Below are 21,591 nucleotides of genomic sequence, written 5' to 3' on the forward strand. Positions count from 1 at the left end.
GTCATGCCACCCAGCCGTCCGAAGGAGAAGTGCATGCGAAGCAGGGCAGTGGCAGCCGGCGCACTCGCCGCGCTGGTCACGACCGGCGTCCTCACCACGGTCACGTGGGGCGACGCGCAGGCCGCCGAATCGGCGTTCTACGTCGACCCGGCCACCAACGCGGCCCGCTGGGTCGCGGCGAACCCCGGCGACTCGCGGACCGCGGTCATCCGCGACCGCGTCGCGGCGGTGCCGCAGGCCCGGTGGTTCACCACCACGAACACCTCGGCCGTGCGCGGCGAGGTGGACTCCTACGTCGGCGCGGCGGCCGCCGCCGGGAAGATCCCGATCATGGTCGTCTACGACATCCCCAACCGCGACTGCGGCGGGGCGAGCAGCGGCGGCGCACCGTCCCACGACGCGTACCGCGCCTGGATCGACCAGGTCGCGGCGGGCTTGGCGGGCCGTCCCGCGGCCATCGTGCTCGAACCCGACGTGCTCGCGCTCATGACGAACTGCCAGAGCGGCGACCAGCAGAGCCAGACCACCGCGTCGATCGCCTACGCGGGCAAGAAGCTCAAGGCCGGCTCGAGCCAGGCGAAGGTGTACTTCGACATCGGGCACTCGGCGTGGCTTTCCCCGGCCGACGCCGCCTCGCGCCTGCGGGCCGCCGACATCGCGAACAGCGCCGACGGCATCGCCACCAACGTGTCCAACTACCGCGCGACCGCCGACGAGGTGTCCTACGACAAGGCAATCCTCGGCCAGCTCGGCACCTCGCGGCTGAAGGCCGTGGTCGACACGAGCCGCAACGGCAACGGCCCGCAGGGCAGCGAGTGGTGTGACCCGGGCGGACGCGCGATCGGCAAGCCGAGCACCGACCAGACCGGCGACGGCCAGATCGCCGCGTTCCTCTGGGTCAAGCCGCCGGGCGAAGCGGACGGCTGCATCGCCGCCGCCGGCCAGTTCGTACCCCAGCGGGCCTACGACCTCGCCGTCGCGGCCGGTCCCCTCCCGACCACGACCACCGGCACGAGCACCAGCACCACGCCGACCACCACCACGACCCCGCAGCCGTCCGGCACCTGCCACGTCACGCACCGGGTGGTCAGCGCCTGGACCGGCGGGTACACCGGCGAAATCGTGCTCGAGAACCGCGGCGCGCCGGTCGACCGCTGGACGCTCACCTTCGCCGCTCCCGGCGTGACCGTCAATCAGGGCTGGAACGGCACCTGGACCGACACCGGCGACGTCGTCAAGGTCGACAGCGCGGCGTGGAACGGCAGCCTCGCCACCGGTGCGACCGCGACGATCGGCTACAACGCCGGCTACAGCGGCGGCACGCCACCCTTCCAGTCCCCGACGCTCAACGGCGCCTCCTGCTCCTGACTCCAGCCGACGCCTCCTCGCAGGGAGTCCTTCCCGGCGAGGAGGCGTTCCGTTGCCCGAAACCCCCCGCGATTCTGCCCCTGAGAAGATAATACGTATTACTCTCTTGTCTTGAGTGCGGGCACATGGCACCGTCACGGCACACTTCGACGACGAAGGAGCGGCCATGACCCTCACCCGCCGCGGCCTGCTGGCCGGGACCGCCGCGCTCGGCGCGGCCGCACTCCTGCCCGGGGCCGCCACCGCCGCACCGGCCGGGTTCCCGGACTATCGGTACCAGCGCCTGGCCCTGGTGAAGAGCAAGCTGCGCTACAACCCGACCGGCGAGCTCATCTTCCCGTGCGTCCGCGGCACCAAAGACCGCATCCCGGGCGCGCTCGCCGCGTACTACCTCTACTACGCCCCGCACGACGCACCCGGCGGGATCTGCCTGGCGTACGCGAATTCCCTCGACGAGGAGTTCACCGAGTACGCGGGCAACCCGATCATCAAGAACTCGTGGGCCGGCGAGTACTCGGTCAGCCACGTCTCCTCCCCGCACGCGCTGTGGAACGACGACGTCCAGCGGCTCTACCTGTACTTCCACGGCGAAAACACCGTGACGCGGCTGGCCAGCTCGGCCGACGGCATCCACTTCACCTACGAGAAGGAGGTCCTCTCGACGCGGCTGCAGCCCGCGGGCACCACCGAAACGTCGTACGCCCGCGTGTTCCGCCACGACCTGACGGCGAAGAACGCCCGGTACGTCATGGTGTTCATGCTCAACAACACGACCAACCACCGCGACATCGGCTGGGGCTGGTCGGCCGACGCGCTGAACTGGACGTTCGCGCAGACGCCGCTGGTGCGGCACACCGACGTCGGCGCGTCGGACATCGGCGGCCCGCACCTGCTCTTCCGGAACGGCAGCACGTACGTCGTCTACAACACCGACATCGCCCACGGCGGCAAGCTGATGATCACCGAGGTCGGCAACGACTTCTCGAAGCGCACCCACCTCGGGGTGTTCCACACCCCGCTGTCCGGAGCGCCGGACAACGGGCGCTGCGCGGCGCCGAGCTTCGGCACCTACCAGGGCCGCGAGTACATGATCTACGAGGCGGGCGCGCGGCTCGCCGGGAACATCGCCATCGCCCGCGCGGTCTGAGCCCCGGTGGCAGGATGCGGCCATGCTCTCGCTGCCCCTCGACGGCGTCACCGTCGTGTCCTGTGAACAGGCGGTCGCCGCCCCGCTGGCCACCCGGCACCTCGCCGACCTGGGTGCCCGGGTGCTCAAAGTCGAACGGCCGGGCAGCGGCGACTTCGCCCGCGCCTACGACGAAACCGTGCACGGCCAGTCCAGCCACTTCGTCTGGCTCAACCGGTCGAAGGAGAGCGTCACCCTCGACCTCAAGAGCGAGGCGGCGGGCGAGGTCATGGCGGCACTGCTGGACCGGGCCGACGTGTTCGTGCAGAACTTCGCCCCGGGCGTCGCCGAGCGCCTCGGCCTCGGCGCGGCCGGGCTCCGCGCGTCCCGGCCGCGGCTGATCACGTGCTCGGTGTCGGGGTACGGCTCGAGCGGGCCCTACCGCGACGCGAAGGCGTACGACCTGCTCATCCAGTCCGAAGCCGGGCTGGTGTCGGTGACCGGCTCGGCTTCGGAGCCGGCGAAAAGCGGCATCCCGGCGGCGGACATCGGCGCCGGGATGTACGCCTTCTCCGGCATCCTGTCCGCGCTCTACGACCGCGAGCGCACCGGGCAGGGCACCGAGCTGGAGGTCAGCCTGTTCGACTCGCTCGTCGAGTGGATGGGATTTCCGCTCTACTACGCCGGTTACGGCGGGACGCCGCCCCCGCGGACCGGCACCAGCCACCCCGCGATCGCGCCCTACGGCACGTTCGCCGCGGGCGACGGGACCGAGCTGGTGCTGGCCGTGCAGAACGAGCGCGAGTGGGCGGCGTTCTGCGAGTACGCGGTCGAGCGCCCGGCCTGGGTGACCGACGAGCGGTTCGCGACCGGCAGCGCCCGCGTCGCGAACCGGCCCGCGCTGGAACGGGAGATCGACGCGATCTTCGCCGGGCTGACCGGCGCCGAGCTGGAGGCGCGGCTGGCGAAGGGCCGGATCGCGCACGCCCGCCGCCGCGAGCTGACGGATGTCCTGGCCCACCCACAGCTCACGGCCCGCGACCGGTTCACGGAGGTGGCGACGCCGGGCGGCCCGATCCGGGCGACGCTGCCGCCGATCACCGTGCCCGGGCGCGAGCCGCGGATGGACCCGGTCCCGGCCGTGGGCGAGCACACCGACGCGGTGCTGCGGGAGTTCGGCCTCGACCCGGAAGCGTTGCGGCGTCAGGGAGCCGTGTAGCGCGAGGAAGTCACTCCCCCAAGATGCGCCGGGCCCGCTCCAGCACCGGCTTGTCCACCATCTTCCCGTCCACAGTGGACACCGAATCCCCCGCCACGACGACCCGGCGCGCCCACTCGCGTTCGGCTTCGGTCGGCTCGAACCCCGCCCTGACCACGGCGATCTGCCGCGGGTGGACACACAGCTTTCCGCCGAAGCCCAGCCGGCGGGCGTACCGGACGTCGGCGGCCAGCCGCTCGTCGTCGCGCAGGTCCGTCGTGACGCCGTCCACCGGTGGGGCCAGCCCCGCCGCCGCGCTCGCGATCACCAGCCGCGAGCGCGCGTAGGCGAACGGCTCCGGGTCTTCGGGCTCGACGCCGAGTTCCGCGGCCAGGTCGACGTTCCCGAACGCCAGCCGCGCCACCGACGGGACGGCGGCCAGCTCGCCGGCCCGTTCGACCCCTCGCGCGGTCTCGACCAAGGCCACCACTTCGCGGAACCCGGCCAGCGCCCCCGGCGTCTCCGCCTTCGGCACCATGACGGGCACGCCGCGCGCGGCCACCAGCGCGGCGTCGGCCTCGAACCACGGGGTGCCCGGGGCGTTGATCCGGACCATCGCCTGGCCGCCGCCGGCCAGCCATTCGCCGGCCGCCGCGCGGGCCTCGTCCTTGTCCCCCGGCGCGACGGCGTCCTCGAGGTCCAGGAGCACGACGTCGGCGCCACTGGCCGCGGCCTTGCCGAAGCGGTCGGGCCGGTCGCCGGGCACGAACAGGAACGTCGTCGCCGTCATGATGCCCCGAAGGTATCAAAGACGCCGGAAAGGGTCTTGGACGCGGCGGCCGGGTGCGGCCGAGAGTGGAGGGCGAACCACCACGACCACGAAGGGTTGGCAATGAAGGTCTTCCTCACCGGCGGCTCCGGGTACGTCGGCCGCTCGACCGTCCGGGCGCTCGTGCGCGACGGGCACGAGGTGAGCGCGCTGGCCCGCAGCGACGCCGCGGCGCGCACGCTCACCGGACTCGGCGCGCGACCGGTCCCGGGCGGGCTGACGGACACCGGCGTCCTCCGCGACGCCGCGGCTTCGGCCGACGGCGTCGTCCACCTCGGCCAGCACTACGGCGACGACACCGCCGCCGTCGACCGCGCGGCCGCGGACGCGCTGCAGGACGGCCTCGGCGACCGCGGGCCGTACGTGCACACCGGCGGCGTCTGGGTGTACGGCGACACCGGCGGTGTGGTCGACGAGGACGCGCCCCAGTCGCCGCCGTCGATCACGGCGTGGCGCCGTGCCAACGAGGACCGGGTCCTCTCCCGCGGCGGCCACCCCGTGCTCGTCATGCCCGGCCTGGTCTTCGGCCTCGGCGGCGGGCTCGTCGAGGCGTTCTTCGCCGGGCCCGGGCGCGCGGCGGGTGCTGTCCCCGTGATCGGCGACGGCGCCAACCACTGGGCTCTCGTGCACGTCGAGGACATCGCCGAGCTCTACGTGCTCGCCCTGCGGGCGCCGGCGAAATCGGTGTACGCGGGGGTGAGCCAGAACGTCCCGGCGCGGGACGTCGCCGCGGCCCTTACGCACGCCGGGGGTCGCGTCGAGCACCTCTCGATCGAGGAGGCGGTGGACCGGATGGGTCCGAACGCCGAGGCGTTCGCGCTGGACCAGCGGCTGACCGCGGCCCGGGCGCGGCGGGAACTCGGCTGGGCGCCACGGCACGTCGACGCCGTCGCGGAACTGCGGGGGTAAGGGGTCCGCCCCGGCCGGAGTGCGTGTTCGCCCGATGCAGCCGGGGCGGCCTCAGCACGATCGTGGACTCCATCGTCCGACGGAGTGAGGGATCGGCATGCGAGGCGACTGGATCTACGACTGGGCCAAGGTGGAGATGGAGTACCGGGCGGGCCCCACCCCCGCGGTGGCCCCGCCCCGCCGTCCTTCGAAGCTGTGGCAGGCCCTGCGGGCGGGCCTGTTCCCGGGGCGGCGGCCTCACCGCGACTCGGCGACGATCTCCGCGAACTCGGTGATCAGCGGCGACCGGCGGGTGGCCACCCACGCGACGCACACCTCGTTCGGTGGCAGATCTTCGACCGGCACGTGCGCGACGCCGGGCCGGGTGTAGTACGCCGACGTCGACCGCGGCACGACGGCGATGCCCCGCCCGGCGGCGACGTGCTCCAGCTTCTCTTCGACGCTGCGGAACTCCCGCCGCGGCGGGGGCGGGCCGTCGCGCAGCTCGACCGCGATGTCGCGCCACTCCGGGACGGCGTCCGGATCGTTGAGCACGTGCTCGTCGGCCAGATCGGCGACGCGCACCGACTCCTTGCCCGCCAGCCGGTGGCCGGCCCGCACCACGGCCACCCGCGGCTCGGTGAACCACGGCCGGACGCTCAGCCCGCGCCGGTCCACCGGGAGGCGGATCACGCTGACGTCGGCGCGGCCGTCGTGCAGCACCTCGGTCTGGTCCTCCCACGTCGTGCGCAGCAGCTCGACCGCGACGCCGGGGTGGCGCGCCGACAGCGCCTCGACCGCTTCGGTGACCGTGAGGCCCGGCATGAAGGCCACGGTGAACGTCCCGCGGGCGGCCGTCGCGACCCGGCGGCGCAGCGCTTCGGCCGAGGCCAGCAGCGGACGCGCGTCCGCCAGGAGCTGACGGCCCGCGTCGGTGAGTTCGGTGGAGCGCTGGTCCCGCCGGAACAACCGCGCCCGCAGCTCCGTCTCCAGCGCCCGGATCTGCCGCGACAGCACCGGCTGCGCGATGTGCAGCCGCGCGGCGGCGCGGCCGAAGTGCAGTTCCTCGGCGACCGCGACGAAGTAACGCAGCTTGCGCAGGTCGACGTCGGTCACGCGTGTGCCTCGAGGAACTTCAGCAGGTGCGGGTTCACCGCCGCCGCGTCGGTGAAGCTGAGGAAGTGGGCGCCGCCCTCGACGACGACCAGTGGCTCGGCCGCGGGCAGCGCGTCCGCCAGCTCCGCCGCGCGCTCGACCGGGTAGGCGAGGTCCGCCGAGCCGTGCAGGACCAGCGCCGGGCACGAGATTTCGCCCGCGCGCGCCAGCACGGCGTCCCGGTCGACGAGCGCGTGCATGGCCGGCGTCAGCTGCGCGGGCGGCACCGCGGCCCAGCGCTCCTTCCACTCCGCCACGTCGAAGTCGCCGAAGCAGATCCGCGCGACGCCGTCGAGCACCTCGGGCGGAGCGCCGCCGGACACCCACGCGTCCAGCACCGCCCGGTAGCCGGCCGCGACGGCGGGGTCCTCCGCGGCCGCCGACGTGCCCAGCACCGCGAGGGCGCGGATCCGCGCGGGGGCCAGCAGCGCCAGCCGCAGCGCGACGAAGCCGCCCTGGCTGGTCCCGACGACCGCCGCACGCTCGACGCCGAGGTGGTCGAGCACGCCCAGGACGTCCCGGGCGACGTCCCAGTAGTCGAACGGCCCGCCGGCGGGGGTGCCGCCGTGCCCGCGCTCGTCGACGGTGACGCACCGGAAACCCTCGAACGCCGCCAGCTGCGGGGCGAACATCCGGCCGTCCATCAGGAAGCTGTGCAGGAGCACGACCACCGGGCCCGGACCGCCGTGGTCGGTGTAGGCCACTTCGCGCCCGCCGATGAGCGTCATCGCACCTCCGGATCTGTTCAGCCGGCGAACCGGCCGATCGCCACGAACGCCGCCAGCACGAGCAGCACGGCGTTCATCGGCAGCGCCTTGGTTTCCTTGCGCCGTGCGTGCACGATGATCGCACCGATCTGGACCACCGCCAGTCCGGTCGCGGCCAGCGGGGTCAGCACCGGCGCGATGTCCAGCGCCCACGGCAGGATCAGCCCGATCGCGCCGAGGATCTCCACCGCGCCGATGCCCTTCACCGCCGCGCCGGAGAAGTCCGCCGTCCAGCCCATGTTCGGGTTTTCCAGCAGCTTCTCGCGCGGGGTCGCGAGCTTCATGCCGCCCGCGCCGAGGTACAGCGCGGCGAGCACACCCGACACGACCCACAGGACGACGTTCACGGCCACCTCCGGTCCGAAGAAAGTAGTTGAACACTACACCTTTTTCCGGAGGATGCGCCTCAGCTCGGCTGGACCGTGACCGACCCGCCCGGCCGCAGGGTGATCACGCGGTTCCAGGCCCCGGCGCGGACCTCGGTCCGGGTGCCGCCGACGCTGCGGATCACCGCCTTCGTGACCTTCCCGGCCCGCCAGGAGAGGTCGACCTCGAACCCGCCGCGCGCGCCGATGCCGGTCACCCGGCCCGAGCCCGCCCAGGCCGCGGGCAGCGCCGGCAGCAGTTCCAGCACCCCCGGCCGCGAGTACACGAGCATCTCCACCATCGCGGCCGGCGCGCCGAGGTTCGCGTCGATCTGGAAAATCGTGTAGCTGCCCTGGCTGTACATGTCGAAGAAGTTCGGCGCGGTCCCGTTGCCGTTGGCCACCGACGGCCGCAGCACCGTGAGCAGCAGCTGGTACGCGCGGTCGGCGTCCTTGAGCCGGGCCCAGCAGGCCGACCGCCACGCGGTCGCCCAGCCGTAGCTGTCCATGCCCCGCGCGATCAGCAGCGCGCGCACGCCGTCGAGCAGTTCCGGCGGCGCTGTGTCGGAGGCGATCCGGTCGCCGGGGAAGAACCCGATCAGCGGGGACAGGTGCCGGTGCGTGGTCTCGCCGAGGTTGTCCGGCGACATCCACTCTTCGAGCCAGCCGGTCGTGGGGCTGACCTCCGGCAGGTACAGCTTCCGCTGCAGCCCGGCGATCCGGTCGCCGTACGCGCGGTCCCGCCCCAGCACCGCGACGGCTTCGCGGTAGTGCTCGAACAGGTCCCAGACGATCTCCTGGCTGTAGGTGTTCCCGCGGGTGTCCTGCGGGCCGTGCTCCGGCGACCAGTCGTGGTCGTCGACCAGGACTTGGCGCCCGCCGACCGTCATCGGCAGCAGCCGCGCCTCCCAGAACTCGCACGCGCCCTTGAGCAGCGGGTAGATCCGCGCGAGGTAGGCCTTGTCCTGGGTGAAGGCGTAGTGGTCCCAGAGCGAGTTGCACAGCCAGGCGTTGCCGCCCGGGTGCCACCACCAGCCGGAACCGCCGTAGATGTTGGTGGAGAACGCGACCGCCCAGCCGCCGATCTTGCCGCTGGTGTTCCGGAACCTGTTGCGGGGATCGTTGAACAGGCGGTTCGTGGTGGCCGTCCACACGGGAAGCTGCGCGAGGCAGTAGTCCGCCAGTGCAGTGAAGCTCCCGGGCAGCCCCGCCCGGTCGGCCAGCCAGTAGTTCATCTGGACGTTGATGTCGGTGTGGTAGTCGCTCATCCAGTCGGGCGTGTTGTTGTTCTGCCAGAGGCCCTGCAGGCCCATCGGCAGGCCGTCGCGCGACCCGGTGATGGTCAGGTAGCGCCCGAACTGCAGGTAGCTCGCCTCGAGTTCGGGGTCGGCGGTCGCCGGGTCGTCGTGCCGGGCCAGCAGCCGCGACCACGTGTCCAGCGCGCGCTTGGCCGGCGGCGACTGGCCGAGGTCGACGGCCATCCGGTCGTAGAGCCGCCGGTAGTCGGCGACGTGCGTGGCCAGCAAGGCGCCACCCCCGGCCCGCAGGGCGTTCGACGCCTTCTGCTTCGCGAGCGCCCGCGGGTCCAGGGAAGCGTCGAGGAACTTCCGGGCCGCGTCGGGCACGTAGTTCGTGCCGCCGCTGAGGACGATGACGACTTCGCGCTTCCCGCTGAAGGTCACGTCACCGGCCGCGGTGCACGCGTACTTCAGGCCGTTGGCGAACTCGCCGGTGAACGCCGCCGCGCCGGACGTGGTCTCGCCGCGGGTGGGCTCCAGCCTGACCGAGCCGGTCATCGGACCACCGGTGAGCCGGACGACCACGACGTCGTCGGGGTGGCTCACGAAGTACTCGCGGCGGTACCGCACGCCCTGGTGCCGGTAGGTGATCACGACGACGCCGTTGCTGAGGTCGAGCGTGCGGCGGTAGTCGGTGACGCCGGTGTGCGCGGGGACGGCGATCCGGACCTTCGCGAGCAGGCCGAGGGTGCCGAACTTCTCGCGCTCGTAGGGGAACTGGCCGTCGTCTTCGAGGACGTCGTTGACGCCCCCGGTCCACAGCGACGCGTCGGAGAGATAGAGGAAGTCGGCGGCGGGGTCGCCGCCCACGAGGGCACCGATCCGACCATTGCCGATCGGCAGGCCCTGTTCGATGATCTTGTCCTCGGCCGCGGGAGCCGGGTACCACAGCGTCGTCGCCCGGCCGTCCGGCACGAGGTCCGCCTCAGCGGGACGCAGCACATCCGCGCTGGCCACGAAGGGAGGAATGGCGCTGAAGGCGAGGCCGGCGCCGACCGCGCCACCCAGCTTGAAGAACGTACGGCGAGAGGGAGGGTTCGACATGTCGGATCCGTTCGGCGTTGAAGGCAGGACCGGCGTGCAGCCCGCCAAACATATGACCTATCCGACAGCGCGGTCAAGAATCTTCGTAATTAATCCGATTACATATGAGCGTGCTCGGCCAGGTACTCCCGGAACGTGATCTCGCCGTCGCGGTGCTCCGGGGTCAGGTGACCGCCACCGGCGTATGCCCGGAACGTCTCCCCCGGCACCGTCAGCGGCACGATCCGCCGGACCCGCCCGGTCGTCTCGCCGACCGCCGCCGCGAGCTCCGTCGCCGTCAGGATCTCCGGGCCGCCGAAGTCGGCCACCCGGCCCGCCGGGTCACCCCGCACGAGGTCGGCCAGCCGGCGGGCGACGTCGCGGACGTCCACCGGCTGGAACGAGATGCGCGGCACCGGGACCACCGGCAGCCGGGACGCGCCCGCGAGCAGGGTGCGGACCAGGCCGTGGAACTGCGTGGCCCGCTGGATCGTGCACGGCACCCCGGACGCGGCGAGGAGCCGCTCGGTCTCGTGCTTGGCCCGGTAGTAGCCCAGCGGCACGCGGTCGACGCCGACGATCGAGACGTACACCAGGTGCGGTGCGCCGGCCCAGCGCGCTGCCTCGGCCAGGATCCGCGCCAGTGTCGTCTCGTGACGGAAGTCGGTGGCGCAGTGGACGATCGCGTCCACTCCGGCCACGGCGCTGTCGACGCCGCGCCCGGTCCGCAGGTCGCCCCGGACGACGTCGGGGCCGGCCCGCCGGCTCAGCACGCGGACCTCCTCCCCCGCCGTCCGCAGGCGCGCCACGACCGCCGAGCCGAGCTGCCCGGTGCCGCCGGTGACCAGGATCCGCACGGGGACCACCTCCGGCGCCATCCTGGCACGGCGGCGCCCGCCGGGAAACGGTTTCCCGGCGGGCGTCCCCGGCTCACTCAGTTGCGGTTGACGGTGAAGGTGGACGTGGTGTTGCGGATGTCCTGGGCGTTGTCGCTCAGCGTGAGCCCGGTGAACGTCGCCGAGCCGACGGCCGGGCCCTGCCCCGGTTCCGGCAGCTCGTTGGCCCAGATGCCGATCCCGGACTTGGCGTCGAAGGCGTCACCGCTGCGGTGCGCCCCGGTGATCGACACGTTCGTCAGCGTCGTGTCCTGGACGGAGTTCTGCGGCTGCCCGCCGACGTAGTTCGTCTGGAACATGATGCCGCTGTAGGTCGGGCTCTCGATGTCCACATCGGACACCCGGATCCCGCGGAACTCCTTGGACGCGGAGAACAGCCAGATCGCCGGGAACGTCTGCTGGCCCCAGAAGTGACCACCGTCCCGGACGAGCGAGGCGTTCTGGACCGTCGTCGGCTGCGGCCCGAACCCGAGGAACGGGTAGCCGAAGTCGAGCGAGCTGATCGTGATCGCCGAGTACGTCAGCGTGTCCGCGATGTAGAGGTTGCGGAAGGTGTTGTCGTACCCGCCGTAGACCGCCAGCCCGGCCGCGCGCCACGGGGTGAGCGAGGTCAGGTTCTCGAACACGTTGTCGTACTGGTTGCCCTGGTTGATGTCCGTGGCGGCGAACAGCGCGAAGCTGTCGTCCCCGGTGGACCGGGCCTCGATGTTGGTGACGTGGTTGCCGGTGCTCCCGTTCGTGAGGTTGACGCCGTCGGCGAAGGTGTCGCGGATCCGGGAGTTCTTGATCGTGGTGTTGTCCACATTGGTGCCCCAGACCATCACGACCTGGTGCTCGACCCAGATGTTGTCGATCGTCAGGTTGGCGACGTTGGTCAGGTTGAACACCTTGCCAGGGCCGTCGATGCGGGAGGTGTAGTTCCCGAACACGGCGAACCCGCTGAACGTCGACCCGTTCGCGCTCGACTGGACGTCGATGCCGATGTCCGTGTTTTCCTGGCCCGAAGGCGCCGAGAACTTCGTGAACCACGGCCCCGCGCCGGTGACCGTCACGGCCTTGCCGTAGACGTTCAGCTTGCTCGAGAGCGAGTAGTTCCCGGCCGGCAGGTAGACGCCGGTGAGCGTCGTGTCCTGGCGGACCTTGTCGAGCGCGCTCTGCACGTCCTGCTGCGTGAACCCGGTGGGCGTCGCGAAGTGCGCCGGGTCGGGGTTGGCGGTCGCGGTGGCCTGCTCGAAGTTCACGAAGTCGATCGCGTAGTTCGTGCTGTTGGCCGCGTCCTTCTGCAGCTTGATCTTGTGCCCGGCGGGCACGGTCGTACCGAGCATCGCGCTGGCCTCGTCGTAGATGTGGCGCGGCCCGGTGCCCGGCGAGTTGCCCGGGCCGGTTTCGGCGCCGTAGAGCCACGCGTAGTGCGAGGTCAGGTCGATGGCCTTGAGGAACGTGCCGTCGACGTAGACGTTCAGCGTGGCGTTGATGCCGCCGCCACCCGCGGAGTCCGGGATGGAGAACCGCGTGACCAGGGTGTTGGTCGAGGCACGCGTGGTGAACTCCACCGACGAGCCGGTCGAGTTCAGCGTGACGGCCTTGCGGCCCGACGCCTCGCCCGCGAGGTCGCCGATCGTCCGGTTGGGACCGACCACCGACGCGCCGCCCGCGACGACGCCGTCCTCGGCCTCGTACATGTCGTAGGGCATGTTCGCGCCCCGGCCGACGAACAGCGCCTGCGTGCTGGTGTTGTTGGCCTGCTTGACCGGCAGCTCGTTGGCGTCGTTCGCGACGACGGTCTTCACCGTGTACCGGCCGTTGGCAGCCGTCCAGGTGCCGACGGTCACCGGGCTCGCGGTGGCCCCGGCGGCGATCGCACCGGTGTAGCTGCCGCTGAGCGTCTTGACGACGGTGCCGTTCTGGTCGGTGACCGTCACCGTGACGCCGTGGGCACCGCCCGCGCTCGCCACGGTGCCCTGGTTGCGCAGGGTCGCGGAGAACGTGACGGTGTTGCCCGCGGCCGGGTTGTTCGGCGACCACGCCGTGGCCGCGACGAGGTCGGAGCTCTGCACCGGGCTGACGACGAGCGGCGTCGAGCCGGTGTAGGAGTTGTTGGCCTCGTTCTGCTCGATGACGGCGTTGGCCTCGTCGACCTTCGCGGTCAGCTGGTAGCTGCCGGCGTCGCGGGTGCCGATGTTCGCCGACACCGTCGCCGACGCACCCGCGGCGAGTGCGCCGACGTTCGCCGTGCCGACCTTGGTCGTGCCCAGGTAGAGGTTGACGTTCGTCGCGCCCGAAGCCGCCGTGCCGGCGTTGCGGACGGTCGCCGACGCGGTGATCGCGTCGGTCTCCACGGGGTTCTGCGGCGACCACGACACCCCGGAGACCGTCAGGTCCGGGTTGGGCGCGGGGACGCCGAAGACCTGGAACTCCGCGGCCTGCCCACCGCCGGCGCCGGAGTTGGCGGTGACGCGCAGGCGGACGTCGGCGGCCCGGCCGCTGAGCGGGATGGTCACGGTGTTGCCGCTGTTCGGGGTGAAGCTGTAGGTCTGCGCGGCGGCCAGCGTGGTGAACGCGGACGCGCTCTGCTCACGGCCTTCGACGGCGATCGTCTGCGTGCGCGGGCCCCAGGCCGGGTCCGGGTTGAGCTTGACGACGACCTGGTTCACGTCGGCGTTCGAGCCGAGCGCGACGGTCAGCAGGTTGGGGTAGGTCCCGCCGCCGCCTTCCCAGTACGTCGTGACGGAGTTGTCGTTGGCGTTCGCGGCGACGAAGGAGAACTCCGTCGAGGACGCCGTGATCGGCTTGCCCACCGCGAGGTTCGTGCCGGCCTGGGTGCCGGCGCGGGTCACCGTGGTGCTGTTGCCGGACTGGTTGCCCGCGGCGTCTTTGGCGCGCACGTAGTACGAGACGGTGGTGCCGTCGGGCTGGTTGTCGGTGTAGGTCAGGACGTTCCCGGCGACGCTGCCGCGCAGCTGGTCGTTCGCGTAGACGTCGTAGCCGGTGACGCCGGTGTTGTCGGTCGAGGCCGACCAGGTGAGCCGGATCTGGCCGCTCGCCGGCTGGGTGTAGGCGAGGTTGCCGGGCGCGGACGGCGGCTGCGTGTCCCCGCCGGCCGGCCCGTGCACCTCGAACTCCGAGAGCTGGGCGGCGGGCCAGCCGGTGTTGGCCGTGACGTTCAGCCGGACGTAGCGGGTGCTGCCGGTGACGTCCACGGTGACGGTGTTGCCGGTGGCGGGGTCGAACCGGTAGCCGGCGGACGGCTTGAGGTCGCTGAAGCTGGTTCCGTTCGTGCTGCCTTGGACGCTGAAGGTCTCGGTGCGGGCCTCCCAGTTCGACGGCAGCTTGAGCACCAGCTGGGCGACGCTGGTGGCCGCGCCGAGGTCGGCCTGGACCCACTGCGGGAACTGGTTGTTGGCGCTTTCCCAGTAGGAGGCCTGGTTGCCGTCGCCGACGTTCGAGAGGGGGTAGCCGGCGAGCTGGCTGCTCGCGGAGTAGGTCGCGGCGGCCGCCTGCGCGGCGACGGCGGCGGCGGGCGCGGAGGTGGGCGCGGCGCTCGCGGCCACGGCGGGGGTGGCCAGGAGGAGGGACAGGGCGGCGTAGGTCGCCGCGCGCGACAGGAGTCGCTTCGTTCTCATGGGGTTCCTCGGATCCGGGGAGGAGGGGAGACGCGTCGGGAGGGCACAACCAGGAACGGACACGCGCGGACCGGATCCGGGGGCGCACGCGGGCAGCACGGCATAGGCACCTCTTCGTCGAGGGCTTCCTGACTCGTGCCGAGATTTCTCGCGGTGTTGTCAGGTTCTTGCACTGATTCGTTCAAGAGTTACCGTGACGGGGGTCTCAAGTCAACGCCCGGGCCGCAAAAAGGCCTCCTCGCGGGGGATGCGAGGAGGCCTGGGCGGCTTGGATCAGGAGTGGACGGCCCCGAGACGGATCGCGTGGGTGCCCGGCGCGTTGGCGGGCTCGCCGCAGTGGGCGCAGACGGTGACCGGGTGCAGCTCCTCGCCGCAGGCGTGACGCCAGAGGGTGGGCGGTTCACCCTGGTGGACGTACTGGTCACCCCAGGCCATCAGCCCGAGCAGAATCGGCTGCAGCGCCCGGCCGGCTTCGGTCGGGTAGTACTCGTGACGTGGCGGATGGGCCTCGTACTGGCGCTTTTCGAGCACCCCGGCGTCGACGAGCTTGCGCAGCCGCGCGGCGAGGATGTCCCGGCTGGCGCCGGTGTTTTCGGCGATCTGGTTGAACCGCCGCTCCCCCAGCATGATCTCGCGAAGCGCGAGGAGGCTCCACCGTTCACCGACGACTTCGAGAGCTTCGGCGACCGAGCACTCGCGACCACGCCGCGTCATGCCACCTCCATCGGGTTGAAAATCCAACCTAGCACCTTGACTGGGCGGCTCGCCGCGGATCGCCGCCGGGCGGGGCTCGCACGGGCCGCCCGGGTGTCGCGAATGACTCATTGGGGACCTCCAACGCCCCCAATGAGTCATTCGCGACCTCCCAAGCCGCGCGTGTGACCTGCCGAACAGCACAGTTGTGTATTCCAACCCACTCGGCGTATACCGGAGCAATCCCCGATCTGCGAGGAGGCAGACGTCATGACGGACGCGGTGATCGTCGACGCGGTACGGACCCCGATCGGCAAGGGCAAGCCGAACGGAACGCTCGCCGGGGTGCACCCGGTCGATCTGCATGCCCATGCCCTTCGCTCGCTCGTCGAACGCACCGGCGTCGACCCGGCGCGGATCGACGACGTCATCAGCGGGGCCGTCGGGCAGATCGGTGAGCAGAGCATGAACACCGCACGCTGGGCCGCGCTGGCCGCGGGCCTGCCGGAGTCGGTGCCGGCCGTGACCGTGGACCGGCAGTGCGGGAGCAGCCAGCAGGCCGTCCACTTCGCCGCGCAGGGTGTCATCGCCGGGGCGTACGACGCCGTCGTCGCGTCCGGGGTCGAGTCGATGAGCCGGGTGCCGATGGGCAGCCAGGTGGCCGGGCGGGATCCGTTCGGGCCGCAGGTCGCCGCGCGCTACCCGGACGGGCTCGTTCCGCAGGGCATCAGCGCCGAGCTCATCGCGGCGAAGTGGGGCTTCAGCCGGGCGCAGCTGGACGAGTTCTCCGCCGCCAGCCACCAGCGGGCCGCGCGGGCGTGGGCCGACGGGAAGTTCGCCGGTGAGGTCGCGCCGCTCAAGGCGCCCGGTGCGGACGGCGTGCTCGTCGACGTCACGACCGACGAGACCGTGCGGCCGGGCACCACGCCGGAGATCCTCGCCGGGCTCAAGCCCGCCTTCCGCGCCGACGCCTGGGAGCAGCGGTTCCCGGACCTCGGCTGGCACGTCACCGCGGGCAACTCCTCGCCGATCAACGACGGGGCCGCCGCGCTGATGATCACCAGCTCCGAGACGGCGAAGGCGCTCGGGCTGCGGCCGCGGGCCCGGCTCCACAGCTTCGCCGTCACCGGCGACGACCCGCTCCTCATGCTGACCGGCGTCATCCCGGCCACGCGCAAGGTGCTGGCCCGCGCCGGGCTCGGCGTCTCGGACATCGACGCGTTCGAGGTCAACGAGGCGTTCGCGAGCGTCGTGCTGGCCTGGCAGGCCGAGATCGGCGCGGACCTGGCCAAGGTCAACGTCAACGGCGGCGCGATCGCCATCGGGCACCCGCTCGGCGCCAGCGGCGCCCGGCTGATGACGACGCTGCTGTCGGTGCTGGAGCAGACCGGCGGCCGCTACGGCCTGCAGACGATGTGCGAGGCGGGCGGCCTCGCCAACGCGACCATCGTCGAACGCCTGGACTGACCCGGTCGTGAGTGTTCAGTCGGGTTAGAACCCGCCTAAACACTCACGACCGGCAGGGCCAGGTACGCCCGCAGCGCCGCCACGGCTCCCCCGGGATCCGCGGCGGCGACCGGGAACGCGTCGTCGTAGCCGAGGGCGAGCAGCTCCGCGCGCGTGTTCCGCAGGCGGCCGCCGATCACCACGGGCAGCCCGCCCAGCCCGGGGTCGGCGCGCACGCGGCGAAGCACGTCGACGCCCGCACCGCCGAGCACGGCGGACAGCACCAGGCAGTCCGGGCGCTCGCGGCGGCACGCCCCGAGCGCCTCCGCCGCCACACGCACGACGTGGCCTTCGCGTTCGAGGACGACCTGCAACGCGACCAGGCTCCACGCGCCCGCGTCCACACCCGACAGCACGACCTTCACCCCGTGCCGATCCGCGAACCGGCCCGGAAATACGTCAGTCCTCGGGTGGTTCCTCGACGCCGTCGCGGTCCGCCCACTCCAGCAGCGGGTCCAGCGAGAACACGGCCTTGTCGATGCCGGCGTGGAGGTCGCCCAGCTCGGCGAAGCGCGCCGGGACGGTGGCGATGGTGCAGTCGCCGGGCTCGACGTCGTCGATCTCCTCCCAGCGGATCGGCGTCGACACCGTGCCTTCCGGGTTCCCGCGGACCGAGTAGGCGCTCGCGATCGTGTGGTCGCGGGCGTTCTGGTTGTAGTCGACGAAGAGCAGCCGCGGGTCGCGGTCCTTGCGCCACCAGGTCGTGGTGACGTCGTCGGGCGCGCGGCGTTCGACTTCGTGCGCGAAGGCCAAGGCCGCGCGCCGGACCTCTTTGAAGCCCCAGTTCGGCTCGATCCGGACGTAGATGTGCAGGCCGCGGCCGCCGGAGGTCTTCGGCCAGCCGACCGCACCGAGTTCGTCGAGGATCTCGTGCGCGACGTGCGCGACCCGGCGGACGCGGTCGAAGCCGCAGTCGGGCATCGGGTCGAGGTCGATGCGCCACTCGTCCGGTTTCTCGGTGTCCGCGCGGCGCGAGTTCCACGGGTGGAACTCCACTGTGGACATCTGGACCGCCCACGCGACGTGCGCCAGTTCGGTGACGCACAGCTCGTCGGCGTGCCGGTTGTACCGCGGGAAGGTCACCCGGACGGTTTCCAGCCACGGCGGCGCACCGTTCGGGACGCGCTTCTGGTGCACCTTCTCCCCCGCCACGCCGGACGGGAAGCGGTGCAGCATGCACGGCCGCTCGCGCAGCGCGTTGACGATGCCGTCGCCCACCGAAAGGTAGTAGTTGACCAGGTCGAGCTTCGTCTCGCCGCGGGCCGGGAAGTAGACCCGGTCCGGGTTCGAGATCCGCACGGTGTGCGGCCCGACCTCCAGCTCCACCGACGGGGACTTCTGCGCCATGGGTGAGACGCTAGCCCAAAACCGCGGTTACGGTGGGGCGGTGAACCTGCCGCCGGACGGTCACGTCCACACGGAATGGTCCTGGGACACGGTCACCGGGTCGATGCTCGGCTCCTGCGAGCGAGCCATCGAACTCGGCCTGCCGTCGGTGGCGTTCACCGAGCACGCCGACCTGACGCCGTGGCTGATCCCCGAGCCGATCCGGCCCCTGCTTCCCGACCACTTCCGGGTGCGGCTGCGCCCCGACGGCGTTCTCGAGCCCCCGGATCTCGACGTCGAGGGCTACCTGGCGTGCGTCGCGGACTGCCGTGACCGGTTCCCGGACCTGAAGATCCTCTCCGGCGTCGAACTGAGCGAACCGCACTGGCACCGGGACCGCGCCGACGCGCTGCTCGCGGCGCACGACTTCGACCGGGTGCTCGGCTCGGTGCACTCGCTCCCGGATGGCGAGCACCACCACGAGCTGACCGTGGTCTCCGGCCGCCCGCCCGGCGACATCCTGCGGGCGTACCTGACGGAGGTGCTCGGGCTGGTCGAGTCCACGGCGGACTTCGCGGTGCTCGCGCACATCGACTACGCGCTGCGGTCCTGGCCCGTCGAGGGCCCGCCGTTCGCGGCGGCGGACTTCGAGGAGGAGTTCCGCACGGTGCTGCGCGCGCTGAAGGCGAGCGGGCGCGCCCTGGAGGTCAACACGCAGGTGCCGCTGCCGGGCGAAGTCGTGCGCTGGTGGTTCCAGGACGGCGGCGAGGCGGTGGCCTTCGGCAGCGACGCGCACGCCCCCGGCCTGGTCGGCAAGGGATTCGCGGACGCCGCCGCGCTCGTCGAGTCGTGCGGGTTCCGCCCCGGCCGCACCCCGCACGACTTCTGGCGCCGCTGAGACGCGCAGCTTTCACGTGAAAGCGACGCGCCCAGGTCGCAGCTTTCACGTGAAAGCTGCGGATTCAGGCCAGCGCGTGCCGCCCGTACGCGCGCGACTCCGCGCTCTGGTCGAGCAGCCGGGCGGCCACCCGGCCGATCGCCGCGTCGAGTTGGGCGCGGTCGCCGGTGCCCCAGTCGCCGAGGCGGTCGGCCAGCCAGCCGTGCCAGGCACCGACCACCTTGGCGAACTCCGCGCGGCCCGCGCCGGTGAGCTCCCAGCCGTCGCGCGCGTACCGCAGGTGGCCCGTCAGTTCCAGGCGGTTGAACGCCGGTTCGAGCACCGGCGCCGGGACGCCGAAGTGCTCGCCGATCGCCTTGAGCGTCGCCGGCTCACCCCGGCGTTCGCGCAGGTGGACCTGCAGCAGGCACCAGATGCCGCCTTCGTCGAGGTCGCTGCCCGCTCGCTCGACGATCGCCGGGGCGACCTTGCGGCGCTCGCGGAAGAAGAGGGTCGCGACCGCGCGTTCGAGCTCGCGGTCGTCCGTGCGGGCCTCCGGCATCGCGAAGCCGTCGCCGAGGTCCGGGGCCGCCGCGCGGGCGGTGTCGCGCAACGGCACCTCCTTGAGGAAGAACGCCAGCACGAAGGCGACCAGGCCGACCGGCGCGGCGGCGAGGAACACGACGTGCAGGGAATCGCTGTAGGCCTGGATCACCGGCGCGGACACCGAGTCCGGCAGCGCGTGCAACGCCGTCGGCACCTGGATCGCGCGCGGGTCCACCCCCGGCGGCAGCGGGTGCGCGGCCACCGCCGCGGCCAGGTTCGGGGTCAGCTGGTTGGCGTACACCGTGCCGAAGATCGCCGCGCCGAACGAGCTGCCGATCGAGCGCAGGAACGTCACGCCCGAGGTGGCGACGCCGAGGTCGGCGTAGTCGACGGTGTTCTGCACGGCGATGGTCAGCACCTGCATGCCGAGCCCGATGCCGAGACCGAGCACCGCCATGTACGCCGACGCTTCCCAGAAGCCGGTGTCGGTGTCGAGCCGGGACAGCAGGTAGAGCCCGACGGTCATGCCCGCGGCGCCGACCAGCGGGAAGATCTTGTAGCGGCCGGTCCGGCTGACCGCGTTGCCGGCGGTGATCGACGCGACGAGCAGCGCGAGCACCATCGGCAGCAACCGCACCCCGGACGAGGTCGCGGAGGTGCCCTGGACGTACTGCATGTACGTCGGCAGGTAGGACAGCGCGCCGAGCATCGCGAAGCCGACGACGAAGCTCATGATCCCGGCGACGGTGAAGACCGGGTTGCGGAACAGCCGCATCGGCAGCATCGGTTCCTTCGCCCGCAGTTCGACGAAGACGAACGCGGCGAGCAGCACCACCGAGCCGATCGCCATCCCGATGATCGTCGGCGAATCCCACGCGTACTGCGTGCCGCCCCAGCTCGTCACCAGGGTCAGGCCGGTCGCGGCCAGGCCGATCAGCAGGATGCCGAGGTAGTCGATGACCGGTTTGACCACGGCGCGGGCGTTCGGCATCGCCGAGGACGCCACGACCAGCACCACGACGACCAGCGGGATGTTGACGTAGAACGCCCAGCGCCACGAGAGGTGGTCGACGAAGAAGCCGCCGAGCATCGGGCCGGCGACGGTGACCACGCCGAACACCGAGCCGAGCACGCCCTGGTACTTGCCGCGCTCGCGCAGCGGGACGACGTCGGCGATGAGCGCGGTCGAGGTGACCATCAGCCCGCCGCCGCCGAGGCCCTGCACCGCGCGCCAGACGATCAGCCACACCATGCTGTCGGCGAACCCGGCGAAGAACGAGCCGATGCCGAACACGACCACGGACAGCTGGAACATCAGCTTGCGGCCGAAGAGGTCGCCGAGCTTGCCGACGACGACGGTCATGATGGTTTCGGCGAGCAGGTAGGACGTGACGACCCAGGACAGGTGCCCGGCGCCGCCGAGGTCGCCGACGATGGTGGGCAGCGCGGTCCCGACGATGGTCTGGTCCAGCGCGGCCAGCAGCATCCCGAGCAGCACGGCGCCGAAGACGGCGTTGACCCGGCTCTTGCTCAGCGGGGCGGGCCCCGGCTCGTGCGCGACCTCCGCGGTGGCCGTCATCTCCCACGCTCCTCGCTCGGCCTCCGAGGCTAGTGGGCGGAGTCCACTGTGGATAGCCACTCGTTCCGGTGACGCAACACCACTTCGAACGGTTCGAAGCCTTGCGCGCGGTAGAACTCGAGCGCGCCGTGGTTGGCCGCGAAGGCCGTCACGGTGACGTCGTTCGCGCCGTTGTCCCTTGCCCAGCCGAGGAAAGCCGCGACCAGCTCGGCACCGGTACCGCAGCGGCGGTGCTCAGGGCCGACCCTCATGCTCTCCAGCACCGCGCTCACCGCGGCGGGACGCAGGGGGTTCGGGGGCCGCAGCCGGCCGATCAGGTGCCCGCCGCCGGCGAGCAGGCACAGGCAGGCCGGGTCTTCGACGAGACCCGCGTAGTAGGCCTCGCCTTCGCGGGCGGGCCAGCCGGTGTCCATGAACGGATCACGGCGGCCGCCGTCCTCGGCGAACAGGGCCGCGGCCGAGGCCACGAGCGCCGGGACGTCACGGGCAGCGCACACGGAAACAGTCATTCCGGCACGGTAGCCCGGG

The 21,591-nt window shown here is 71.9% G+C and carries 18 protein-coding genes; 6 read left to right on the forward strand and 12 right to left on the reverse strand.

Features of this window, described 5'->3' with window-relative positions:
* Positions 1-48 precede the first annotated feature (48 nt).
* The 3 genes from SD460_RS25430 (at position 49) to SD460_RS25440 (ending at position 3,713) form a co-directional block, all read left to right on the forward strand.
* Positions 49-1,368, forward strand: a complete 1,320-nt coding sequence (locus SD460_RS25430; protein WP_318307209.1) for a glycoside hydrolase family 6 protein — start codon at positions 49-51, stop codon at positions 1,366-1,368.
* Positions 1,369-1,534: 166 nt separating this feature from the next.
* On the forward strand, positions 1,535-2,515 hold the full coding sequence (locus tag SD460_RS25435; RefSeq protein ID WP_318306821.1) for a glycoside hydrolase family protein: 981 nt from the start codon (positions 1,535-1,537) through the stop codon (positions 2,513-2,515).
* Between the two features lie 22 nt (positions 2,516-2,537).
* A complete protein-coding gene (locus SD460_RS25440) occupies positions 2,538-3,713 on the forward strand; it encodes a CaiB/BaiF CoA transferase family protein (RefSeq protein WP_318306822.1) in 1,176 nt (391 codons plus the stop codon).
* 10 nt (positions 3,714-3,723) lie between these two features.
* Here SD460_RS25440 and SD460_RS25445 read toward each other — a convergent pair whose 3' ends face one another.
* On the reverse strand, positions 3,724-4,482 hold the full coding sequence (locus tag SD460_RS25445) for an HpcH/HpaI aldolase/citrate lyase family protein (RefSeq protein ID WP_318306823.1): 759 nt from the start codon (positions 4,480-4,482) through the stop codon (positions 3,724-3,726).
* A 102-nt stretch (positions 4,483-4,584) separates the two neighbouring features.
* On the opposite strand from SD460_RS25445, the gene SD460_RS25450 reads away from it, so the two are divergent.
* The gene (locus SD460_RS25450) at positions 4,585-5,430 is read left to right on the forward strand and encodes an NAD-dependent epimerase/dehydratase family protein (protein WP_290058785.1); all 846 of its coding nucleotides are present in this window, start codon (positions 4,585-4,587) and stop codon (positions 5,428-5,430) included.
* A gap of 237 nt (positions 5,431-5,667) precedes the next feature.
* On the opposite strand, the gene SD460_RS25455 is transcribed toward SD460_RS25450, so the two are convergent.
* The 7 genes from SD460_RS25455 to SD460_RS25485 form a co-directional block, all read right to left on the reverse strand.
* Positions 5,668-6,525: a LysR family transcriptional regulator gene (locus tag SD460_RS25455; RefSeq protein ID WP_290058784.1), complete on the reverse strand. Its 858-nt coding sequence runs from the start codon at positions 6,523-6,525 to the stop codon at positions 5,668-5,670.
* Positions 6,522-7,292, reverse strand: a complete 771-nt coding sequence (locus SD460_RS25460) for an alpha/beta fold hydrolase (RefSeq protein ID WP_290058783.1) — start codon at positions 7,290-7,292, stop codon at positions 6,522-6,524. Before SD460_RS25460 ends, SD460_RS25455 begins: the two co-directional genes overlap by 4 nt.
* Positions 7,293-7,309: 17 nt before the next feature.
* Complete coding sequence (locus SD460_RS25465) at positions 7,310-7,678, reverse strand: DoxX family protein (RefSeq protein ID WP_290058782.1); 369 nt, start codon at positions 7,676-7,678, stop codon at positions 7,310-7,312.
* A gap of 59 nt (positions 7,679-7,737) precedes the next feature.
* A complete protein-coding gene (locus SD460_RS25470) occupies positions 7,738-10,038 on the reverse strand; it encodes a glycosyl hydrolase family 95 catalytic domain-containing protein (RefSeq protein WP_290058781.1) in 2,301 nt (766 codons plus the stop codon).
* 98 nt (positions 10,039-10,136) lie between these two features.
* Positions 10,137-10,883, reverse strand: a complete 747-nt coding sequence (locus tag SD460_RS25475; protein ID WP_290058787.1) for an SDR family oxidoreductase — start codon at positions 10,881-10,883, stop codon at positions 10,137-10,139.
* 68 nt (positions 10,884-10,951) lie between these two features.
* Positions 10,952-14,536 carry a discoidin domain-containing protein gene (locus tag SD460_RS25480; protein WP_290058780.1) on the reverse strand — a complete coding sequence of 1,195 codons (3,585 nt, stop codon included), beginning with the start codon at positions 14,534-14,536 and terminating at the stop codon, positions 10,952-10,954.
* 273 nt (positions 14,537-14,809) lie between these two features.
* Positions 14,810-15,250, reverse strand: coding sequence for a winged helix-turn-helix transcriptional regulator (locus SD460_RS25485; protein WP_290058779.1), 441 nt, complete (start codon positions 15,248-15,250; stop codon positions 14,810-14,812).
* Between the two features lie 249 nt (positions 15,251-15,499).
* Here SD460_RS25485 and SD460_RS25490 point away from each other — a divergent pair, with 249 nt between their 5' ends.
* Positions 15,500-16,696, forward strand: a complete 1,197-nt coding sequence (locus tag SD460_RS25490; RefSeq protein ID WP_318306824.1) for a thiolase family protein — start codon at positions 15,500-15,502, stop codon at positions 16,694-16,696.
* 35 nt (positions 16,697-16,731) lie between these two features.
* Here SD460_RS25490 and SD460_RS25495 read toward each other — a convergent pair whose 3' ends face one another.
* Both SD460_RS25495 and ligD read right to left on the reverse strand, forming a co-directional pair.
* Complete coding sequence (locus SD460_RS25495) at positions 16,732-17,100, reverse strand: PleD family two-component system response regulator (RefSeq protein WP_290058777.1); 369 nt, start codon at positions 17,098-17,100, stop codon at positions 16,732-16,734.
* 34 nt (positions 17,101-17,134) lie between these two features.
* A complete protein-coding gene (gene ligD / locus SD460_RS25500) occupies positions 17,135-18,082 on the reverse strand; it encodes a non-homologous end-joining DNA ligase (RefSeq protein WP_290058776.1) in 948 nt (315 codons plus the stop codon).
* 40 nt (positions 18,083-18,122) lie between these two features.
* Between ligD and SD460_RS25505 the strand changes: the two genes are divergently transcribed.
* The gene (locus tag SD460_RS25505; protein ID WP_290058775.1) at positions 18,123-18,959 is read left to right on the forward strand and encodes a PHP domain-containing protein; all 837 of its coding nucleotides are present in this window, start codon (positions 18,123-18,125) and stop codon (positions 18,957-18,959) included.
* A gap of 64 nt (positions 18,960-19,023) precedes the next feature.
* On the opposite strand, the gene SD460_RS25510 is transcribed toward SD460_RS25505, so the two are convergent.
* Both SD460_RS25510 and SD460_RS25515 read right to left on the reverse strand, forming a co-directional pair.
* Positions 19,024-21,063, reverse strand: a complete 2,040-nt coding sequence (locus SD460_RS25510; protein WP_290058774.1) for an MDR family MFS transporter — start codon at positions 21,061-21,063, stop codon at positions 19,024-19,026.
* Between the two features lie 29 nt (positions 21,064-21,092).
* Positions 21,093-21,572: a GNAT family N-acetyltransferase gene (locus SD460_RS25515; RefSeq protein WP_290058772.1), complete on the reverse strand. Its 480-nt coding sequence runs from the start codon at positions 21,570-21,572 to the stop codon at positions 21,093-21,095.
* Positions 21,573-21,591 lie beyond the last annotated feature (19 nt).

Origin of the sequence: Amycolatopsis solani, from assembly GCF_033441515.1 — a bacterium.
In the GTDB taxonomy this organism is placed as follows: Bacteria; Actinomycetota; Actinomycetes; order Mycobacteriales; family Pseudonocardiaceae; genus Amycolatopsis; species Amycolatopsis solani.